Annotated in this window: 6 protein-coding genes; 2 read left to right on the forward strand and 4 right to left on the reverse strand. The window is 75.4% G+C overall.

Annotated elements, in window-relative coordinates:
• Positions 1-94: 94 nt before the first annotated feature.
• From ACIF8S_RS31185 to ACIF8S_RS31195, 3 genes are all read right to left on the reverse strand, one after another.
• Positions 95-1,591 carry a protein kinase gene (locus ACIF8S_RS31185; RefSeq protein WP_349791784.1) on the reverse strand — a complete coding sequence of 499 codons (1,497 nt, stop codon included), beginning with the start codon at positions 1,589-1,591 and terminating at the stop codon, positions 95-97.
• A gap of 38 nt (positions 1,592-1,629) precedes the next feature.
• Positions 1,630-2,277 (reverse strand): hypothetical protein, encoded by a 648-nt coding sequence (locus tag ACIF8S_RS31190; protein WP_400003641.1) that lies wholly within the window; start codon positions 2,275-2,277, stop codon positions 1,630-1,632.
• A 222-nt stretch (positions 2,278-2,499) separates the two neighbouring features.
• Complete coding sequence (locus ACIF8S_RS31195; RefSeq protein WP_400003652.1) at positions 2,500-4,725, reverse strand: N-6 DNA methylase; 2,226 nt, start codon at positions 4,723-4,725, stop codon at positions 2,500-2,502.
• A gap of 204 nt (positions 4,726-4,929) precedes the next feature.
• Here ACIF8S_RS31195 and ACIF8S_RS31200 point away from each other — a divergent pair, with 204 nt between their 5' ends.
• Entirely contained in the window at positions 4,930-5,433 is a 504-nt protein-coding gene (locus ACIF8S_RS31200) for a hypothetical protein (protein ID WP_400003643.1), read from the forward strand.
• A 146-nt stretch (positions 5,434-5,579) separates the two neighbouring features.
• Here ACIF8S_RS31200 and ACIF8S_RS31205 read toward each other — a convergent pair whose 3' ends face one another.
• Positions 5,580-6,347, reverse strand: a complete 768-nt coding sequence (locus ACIF8S_RS31205; protein WP_400003654.1) for an HNH endonuclease family protein — start codon at positions 6,345-6,347, stop codon at positions 5,580-5,582.
• A 175-nt stretch (positions 6,348-6,522) separates the two neighbouring features.
• On the opposite strand from ACIF8S_RS31205, the gene ACIF8S_RS31210 reads away from it, so the two are divergent.
• Positions 6,523-6,708, forward strand: a complete 186-nt coding sequence (locus ACIF8S_RS31210; protein WP_400003645.1) for an antitoxin — start codon at positions 6,523-6,525, stop codon at positions 6,706-6,708.
• Positions 6,709-6,984: the final 276 nt, after the last annotated feature.

The following is a 6,984-nucleotide window of genomic DNA, read 5'->3' on the forward strand; positions in this document are numbered from 1 at the left end:
ACCAACGATTCACGGCGACTTACGGCACCGCCGCGCCCGCCGTCTCCTCCCCGTCTCCTCCTGGGCCCTGTCAGTCGGTCACGCCGGAGAAGCCCTAGCCGCGCACCTGTCCCAGCCACTGCAGCGTCCGGCGGATCTCCGCGGCGAGCGGGTGCCCCGGCCCCTGGGCGCGCTCCACGTCGTGCAGCAGCCGCACCAGCGTGTCGTGGGCGGCGGCCCGGTCGCCGAGGGCCAGCAGCAGATGGCCGATGCGGCGCCGCACGTCGTGGGCCAGCTGCGGGTCACCGGCGGCCACGTACTGGTTCTCGTAGTACGCCAGCAGCGCCCGGTACTCGGCGAGGGCCGCGGCCGGTTCGCCGAGCTGTTCCAGGCACTGGGCGGCCTCGTAGCGGTAGCGCAGCGACTGCGGGTCGGCCTGGCCGGCCTCGGCGGCGCGTTCGTCGGCGAGGCGCCGCAGTTCGGGCAGGGCGCGCCGGTACTGGCCGTCGTCGAGGAGCGTGGCCGCGTACTGCTTGCGCAGGGTGCGCACCACCGGGGAGTGCTCGCCGTGCTGGTCGGCCGCGACCGGCAGGATCGAGCCGAGGATGTCGACGGCCTGGGTGATGCGGCCCTCGCCGAGCAGCCGCTTCACCTCGTCCACGGCGGCGGCCACGTCGGCCTTCTCCGCGACCGGCGAGGGCGGCGCGGCGGGCGCGGGCTGCGGCGCGGGGGTCCGTGCCCGGTCCGGCCAGGGGGCGTGCGGTCGGAGGAACGGGCGGGTGGGGTCGAGCGGGGCGCCGGTGGGCGTGCCCCGGGCGGGCAGCAGCAGCGCCAGGTGCTCGTAGACCTCCTGCGCGGAGTCCGGGCGGTGCTGCGGGTCCTTGGCGAGCAGCCGCAGCACCAGGGCCTCCAGCGCCTCGGGCACCTCGGGGCGGAGCCGGCGCACCGGCACCGGCGGCTCGTACAGGTGCCGGTGCAGCACGCCGAGCGCGGTCGAACCGGCGAACGGCACGTCCCCGCTGAGCAGTTCGTGCATCAGCACACCGAGCGCGTACAGGTCGGTGTACGGGCCGACGGCGCCGCCCATCGCCTGCTCGGGCGCCATGTAGGCGGGCGAGCCGATGGGGGTGCCGGTGTGGGTCAGGCGCGTGGTGTCGGCGTCCATCACGGAGGCCACACCGAGGTCGAGCACGGTGACCGTGCCGTCCTGCTTCACCATCACGTTGCGCGGCTTGAGGTCGCGGTGGACGATCGGCACCGCGTGCACGGCGCTGAGCACCGCGCACAGCTGCGCGGCGACCGCGACCGCCCACTGCCACGGGTAGGGGTCGTGCTCGGCGAGGTGGTCGCCGAGGTCGGCGCCGTCGACGTACTGCATGACGAGGAACAGCTCCTCGCCCTCGCTGCCCGCGTCGTGCACGGTGACCAGGCCGGGGTGGTCGACCTGGGCGGTCACCCGGCACTCGCGCACGAAGCGGCGGCGCAGTTCGTCGGCCTCCTGGCCGGCCACCTTGTCCGGGCGCAGGAGCTTCACCGCCACGCGCCGGTCGAGCCGCTTGTCGTAGGCCGTCCAGACCTGTCCCATGCCGCCCTGCCCGATGAGCGTGGACAGTTCGTAGCGGCCGGCGACGACACGTCCCGTCGTCACGCTCACCTGCCACCCTCGGAGCCCTGCTGCCCGTCCTGGCGGCGCAGGTAGTCGCTCAGTTCGTCGAGCTCGGCGCGCACCTGGTCGATCCGGGCGGGGGCGGGCCGCTGCGGCGGCTGCGCCTGCGGCGGGGGCACGGGAGCGGGTACGGGCGGCACCGGACCGTGCGGCGGATGCGGTGTGTGCGGCGGCTGGGGCTGCGGCTGCGGCACGGGGGTGGGGGCGTACGGCGTGGCCTGCTGCGGGAAGCCGTAGGCGCCGTGGACGCCGGGGGCGTGCACCGTGGTGGCGTGCGGCGACAGGGGTAGGGCGCCGGTGTGGAGGTTCCGCTGCCGGGGCAGCCGGATGTCCACCGTCAGGTAGTAGGCGCCGGCGCAGGCGCCCAGGATCATCACGGTGGCCAGAGCGGCGTCGGTCCGCCAGTCGTCCTCCGGGAGGGAGCCGACCACGGCCATGCAGGCGATGGACAGCGGGATGCTCACCCAGGCGGCTATCCAGTCGTAGACCCGCCCGCGCAGCACCGCGACCCGGAACAGCGGGACGCAGGCCAGCAGGCCGCAGCACAGGACGCCGGCCGCCGTGTACAGCACACGCTGCGTGATGACCGATCCCGTGCTGGGTGTGGGCGGCGCCGCGCCGTGGCCGTACATGCTGCTCCTGGACGGGTGTAGCCGATGGGAACTCCGGTGGAGAGTCCGAGCGTATAGGCCGATGGCGACAACCGGTCCCGGGATGTACCGAACCGTTGTCGTACCGGAGCATGCCGACGACCGGCGCGAACTCCGCGCGCGCCGGGGCGCGGAGGGCGTCCGCGGGCGGACCGGCGGGTTCCGGTGACCCGTGCGACGGGGCGTAAGGCCGCGACGGGACTTTCAGTCGGGGGCGATCGTCCCGTCCGTCAGGCCGTCGTACATCCCACGCACGAGCTGCTCGCCGAGCCGCCCGGCCTCCCTGAGCGCCCGCTCGAACGCGTCGAGGTCGCGGAACCGGGCGCCGTAGCGCCGCTGTTCGTCCGGCGCGAGGCGGGGCAGCTGGAGGCGCCGGACGTCGAGCCGGGTGGCGGTGGACGCGTAGCTGCTGGCCCGGCGGTGGTTGGCGGTGCCGCGCAGGAACCCGGCGAGGAACCACGCGTCGAGCGCGGCCGGATCGGGGCGCAGCAGCACGAGGTTGCGGCCGAGGACGGCGCCGGCGGCCGCCTCGTCGACCACCCGGGCCACGGCCCCTCCGCCGAGCACGGGCAGGACGACGTCGCCCGCCTCGGTCAGCACCGGTTCCTCATCGCTCTCCGGGAGGGTGCCGGAGGGGGCGGTCCCGGCCAGCACGTCGTGGTCGGTGAGCACGGGCACGCGCGCGGGGCCGCCGTGGCCGCCGGTGCGCATCACCAGCGCGCCCGCGCGCGCCAGTTCACCGACGGTGGTCAGCGGCAGCCGACCGGACGCGGCGGGCGGCGTGGGCTCCGCGGGCGGCGGCGCCAGCCGGGAGGTCAGCCGCAGCGTCTCGTCGAGCCGCCCCCGTACGTCGGCCAGGCGGCCCGCGCCGTCCGTGTCCGCCGGGGGCGGCAGGTGGCGGGCCGGGGCGAGGTCGACGTCGTCGTCGAGGAGTTCGATGACCGGCACGGAGCGCGTCAGGCCGGGCCGTTCGTCGATCCGTCCGGTGCCGTCGAAGGCCCGCCAGGCGTCGAGCACCGTTTCCCGCACCCCGGGCCAGTCGGGGCCGCCGCGCCCGTCGTCGGTGAACCGTCCGGCGTCGACGAGCAGCACCTCCGGCTGCGCGGGCGCCCGGTCGGGGCGGCGCAGTACCCACAGGTGCAGCGGGACGCTGTACGGGGGTGCCGCGCCGGCCGGCAGGGCGACGACGGCGCGCAGCGCGCCCCGGCGCAGCAGGTCGGCCCTGATCCGCCGTCCGGAACGGCGGGACGCTGCGGCGGGCGGCATCAGCAGGACGGCGGTGCCGCCCTCCCGCAGCCGGGCGAGGGCATGCTGCACCCACGCCAGCTCGGACTCGGTGCGGGCGGGGAAGCCGTACTCCCAGCGGGGGTCGTAGGCGAGTTCGTCGTGCCCCCAGTTGCGCTCGTTGAACGGCGGGTGGCACAGCACCGCGTCGGCCCGCAGCCCCGGGTGGGCGTCGGCCCGCAGGGTGTCGCCGGCGGCGGCGTGCACGGGGGCGCGGGTGTGCAGGGCGAGCCGCAGGGCGGTGAGGGCGGCGAGGTCGGGGGCGCCGTCCTGGGCGTACAGCACCCGGTCGGGGCGGGGGGCGACGGCGCGGAGCAGGGCGCCGGTGCCGCAGGCCGGGTCCAGGACGGTGGCGGGCGTGCCGGCGAGGGCGGCCATGAGCGCGGCGAGGTCGGGCGGGGTGAGCGTGTACTGGCGCGGGTTGGCGTCGAGGTGCCGGCCGAGCAGGAACTCGAAGGTGTGCCGGGCGCCCGTGTCGGCGGCCAGTTCGGCGACACCGCGCAGAAGGGGGACGGAGGGCAGCAGGCGGGGGGCGGTGGGGAGTTCGAGGGCGGGGCGGGGCTCGGCGGGGGTGGGGGCGGGGGCTGCGGGGACGGCCGGGGTGGAGGCTGCGGGGGCCGCCGGGGCGGCGGAGGTGGGGGCCGAGGTGGCCGGAATGGCGGCCGGGGTGGCGGCCGGGGTGGCGGCCGGGGTGTTCACAGCGTCCCGGGTGTTCACGCGTGAACCGTCCGGTTGCCCCGCGCGCGGCGACCCGAGGGCCCGCGGTGTGAGCACCTCGTCCAGCGCGGCGGGCAGCAGCGCGGCGAGCCGCTCGTCGGTGCCGGAGCTGATGTCGAGCCAGACGGGCGGCCGGTCGTGGATCAGCAGAAGGGCGCAGCCGACGTGGAGGAGCGCGGTGACCGGCCCCTCGGGATGGCCGACGAGCTGCTGCCAGACGCGCTCCTTCAGCGGGACCTCGGCGAGCTTGCGGTGCCGCCGCAACCAGTCCTCGACCTCGGTGAGCGCGAACGCGGGGCTGGTCTCCGTGCCGCCGACCGGACGGGGGAAGTCGGCGTGGCGGCGGCGCCAGTTGCTGACGGCGGCCCGGCCCACGCCCGCCAGCCGGGCGATCCCGGCCGCGGTCACCTCTGTCGCGTTGTCCTGCATGCCCGGCACACCGCCCCGCTTCCCCTCGCTGCCTCTGTGGCGTCGAAGCATACCGATCACCTCGCCGCGACGGATTCACGTGCGTGTACAGACCGTTCGCAGACTCACTGGTTGACTCGGTTCACACTCTCTGCTGTGATTGACTCCGCAAACGAGCGGCCGCCGTCAACGGGGGCGGCCGCCTGCCTGGGGAGGGACACAGTCATGGGCATGAAGACCAAGATCGCGCTGGGCGCCGTCGTGGGGATCGTCGTCATCGGCGCCGTCTCGGCGAACGCGGGGGACGGCGACAGCGGCTCCACCGGCAAGGACACCTCCGCCTCCGCGGACCGTCAGGCCGGCGGGGCGAAGGACGCGGGGGCGGGCACCGGCTCGGACGCCGAGCCCGGCACGAAGGCGGACACCGGCCAGGAGACGGAGAAGAAGGCCACGCAGGCCGAGCAGTTCAAGGCGTTCGTGAAGGAGAACGGGACGGACAAGGAGAAGGAGGCCGTCTCCCACGTCACCAAGGTGCAGGGCGCCGACGACCAGAACGACATCCTCGACACCGCCGACGTCCACACCGACTTCACCGGCGGCATCATGGGCGAGGGCACCGGCCCCGCCAAGCTCATCGCCTCCGCCTTCGCCGACTGGAAGCAGAGTGAGAACGGCCTCGTCACGGTCTACGACGCCGACGGCGAACTCCTGGGCAACGGCCAGTTCTGACCCCGGCCGCGGCACGCCCCGCACTTCGGCGGCAAACCGGTCCCGGCCCGCAGGCCCGCGGGCGGGATCATCGCCTCGGCGCCCCGGGCCGACCGGTCCTCGCGACGGGCCGTCCGCCCGCCGCACCGGGTGCCGTCAGGCGTCGGTCAGGCGCCGCACTGCTCCCGCATGGTCGCCTTGTCCGCCGTGGTGACCGGCAGTTCGTACTTGACGGCGACCTGGGCGAAGCGGACCGCGTAGGCGCAGCGGATGCCCTTGGCCGGGGGCAGCCAGGACGCCGGCCCCGAGTCCCGCTTGGCCGAGTTGGCGCCGCCGTCGACCGGGAGGAGGTTGAGCGGGTCGTTGGCCAGCTGCTCGCGCTTGGACCCGGACCAGCGGGAGGCGCCCATCTGCCAGCTGTAGGACAGCGGGATCACGTGGTCGATCTGCACCTCGGCGGCCTTCTGCTTGCGCCACTCGATGCTCTTGCCGGTGTAGGGGTCGGCCAGCGTCAGGGAGACGACGACACAGTCGGACCCGGAGCGGAAGCTGACCTTCTGACCGTCCCTCTGGAGAACGTCGTTACGGGTGTCGCAACCGTTCCGCGCCAGCGGCACACCGTCGGCCGTGTCCATCCACGCGTAGCCGTACTCGTCGCGGTCGTACCCCGTCTTCGGTCCGCGGCCCTTGGTGGCGACCTTGTCGATGACGGCGACGGCCGCGGCGCGGTCCTTCGCGTCGCTCAAGGGGGCGAGACCGGGCCGGGTGCCGTCGGGGTTGTCCAGGGGGCTGACGGCGTGTCCGTCGGGGGCCGCCCCTCCGCTGCCGCCGGCGGCCGGAACCTCGACCTCCGGTATCGACTCGCATCCCGCGAGGAGGACCACGGCGACGGCCGCCACCCCTCCCGTACGCCGGACCCTGCTGCCCCACCCCATGCGTCGCGTCACCGCGCCCCTCCCTTGTTCTGCTGTAACCCTGCCCCGCCAGGAGCGTTCGATCCGGAACCTCACCGTAACGAGCGACTGGTCCAGACCACAGGGCGCCCCACTTGGACGCCATGGATGATTCGCGCGTATTGTCGGATTTGAGTCACCTCGGAAGGAGCTCTGGATGGGCATCCTCGACAAGTTCAAGGGCAACAAGGCGGCGCGTGAGAAGGCGCACCAGGCGTCGGACGCCGCGGAGAAGAAGATGAACGAGAGGACCGGCGGCAAGCACGAGCAGCACATCGACACCGGGCAGCAGCAGGCAGAGCGCCGGCTCGGCATGGACCGCGACCGTCCCGACCAGCCGTAGGGCTCACACATCCGTCAGGGCCGTGCCCCCCCCCCCCCCCCGGGGGGGGGGGGCCCCCCGGGGGCCGGGGGGGGGGGGGGCCGGCGCCCCCCGCCCCCCCCCCCCCCCCCCCCCGCCGGGGCCGCCCCCCCCCCCCCCCCCCCCCGCGGGCGCCCCCCCCCCCCCGCCCGCCCCCCCCCCCCCCGCGGGGGGGGGGGGGCCACGGCCCCGCGTGCTCCGGTGGTGGGCGCGACGGCCGCCGGTCAGGACGCCGCCCCGACCGGAGGCGTCGTCAGG

Origin of the sequence: Streptomyces sp. NPDC085937 (assembly GCF_044540535.1) — a bacterium.
Lineage (GTDB): Bacteria > Actinomycetota > Actinomycetes > Streptomycetales > Streptomycetaceae > Streptomyces.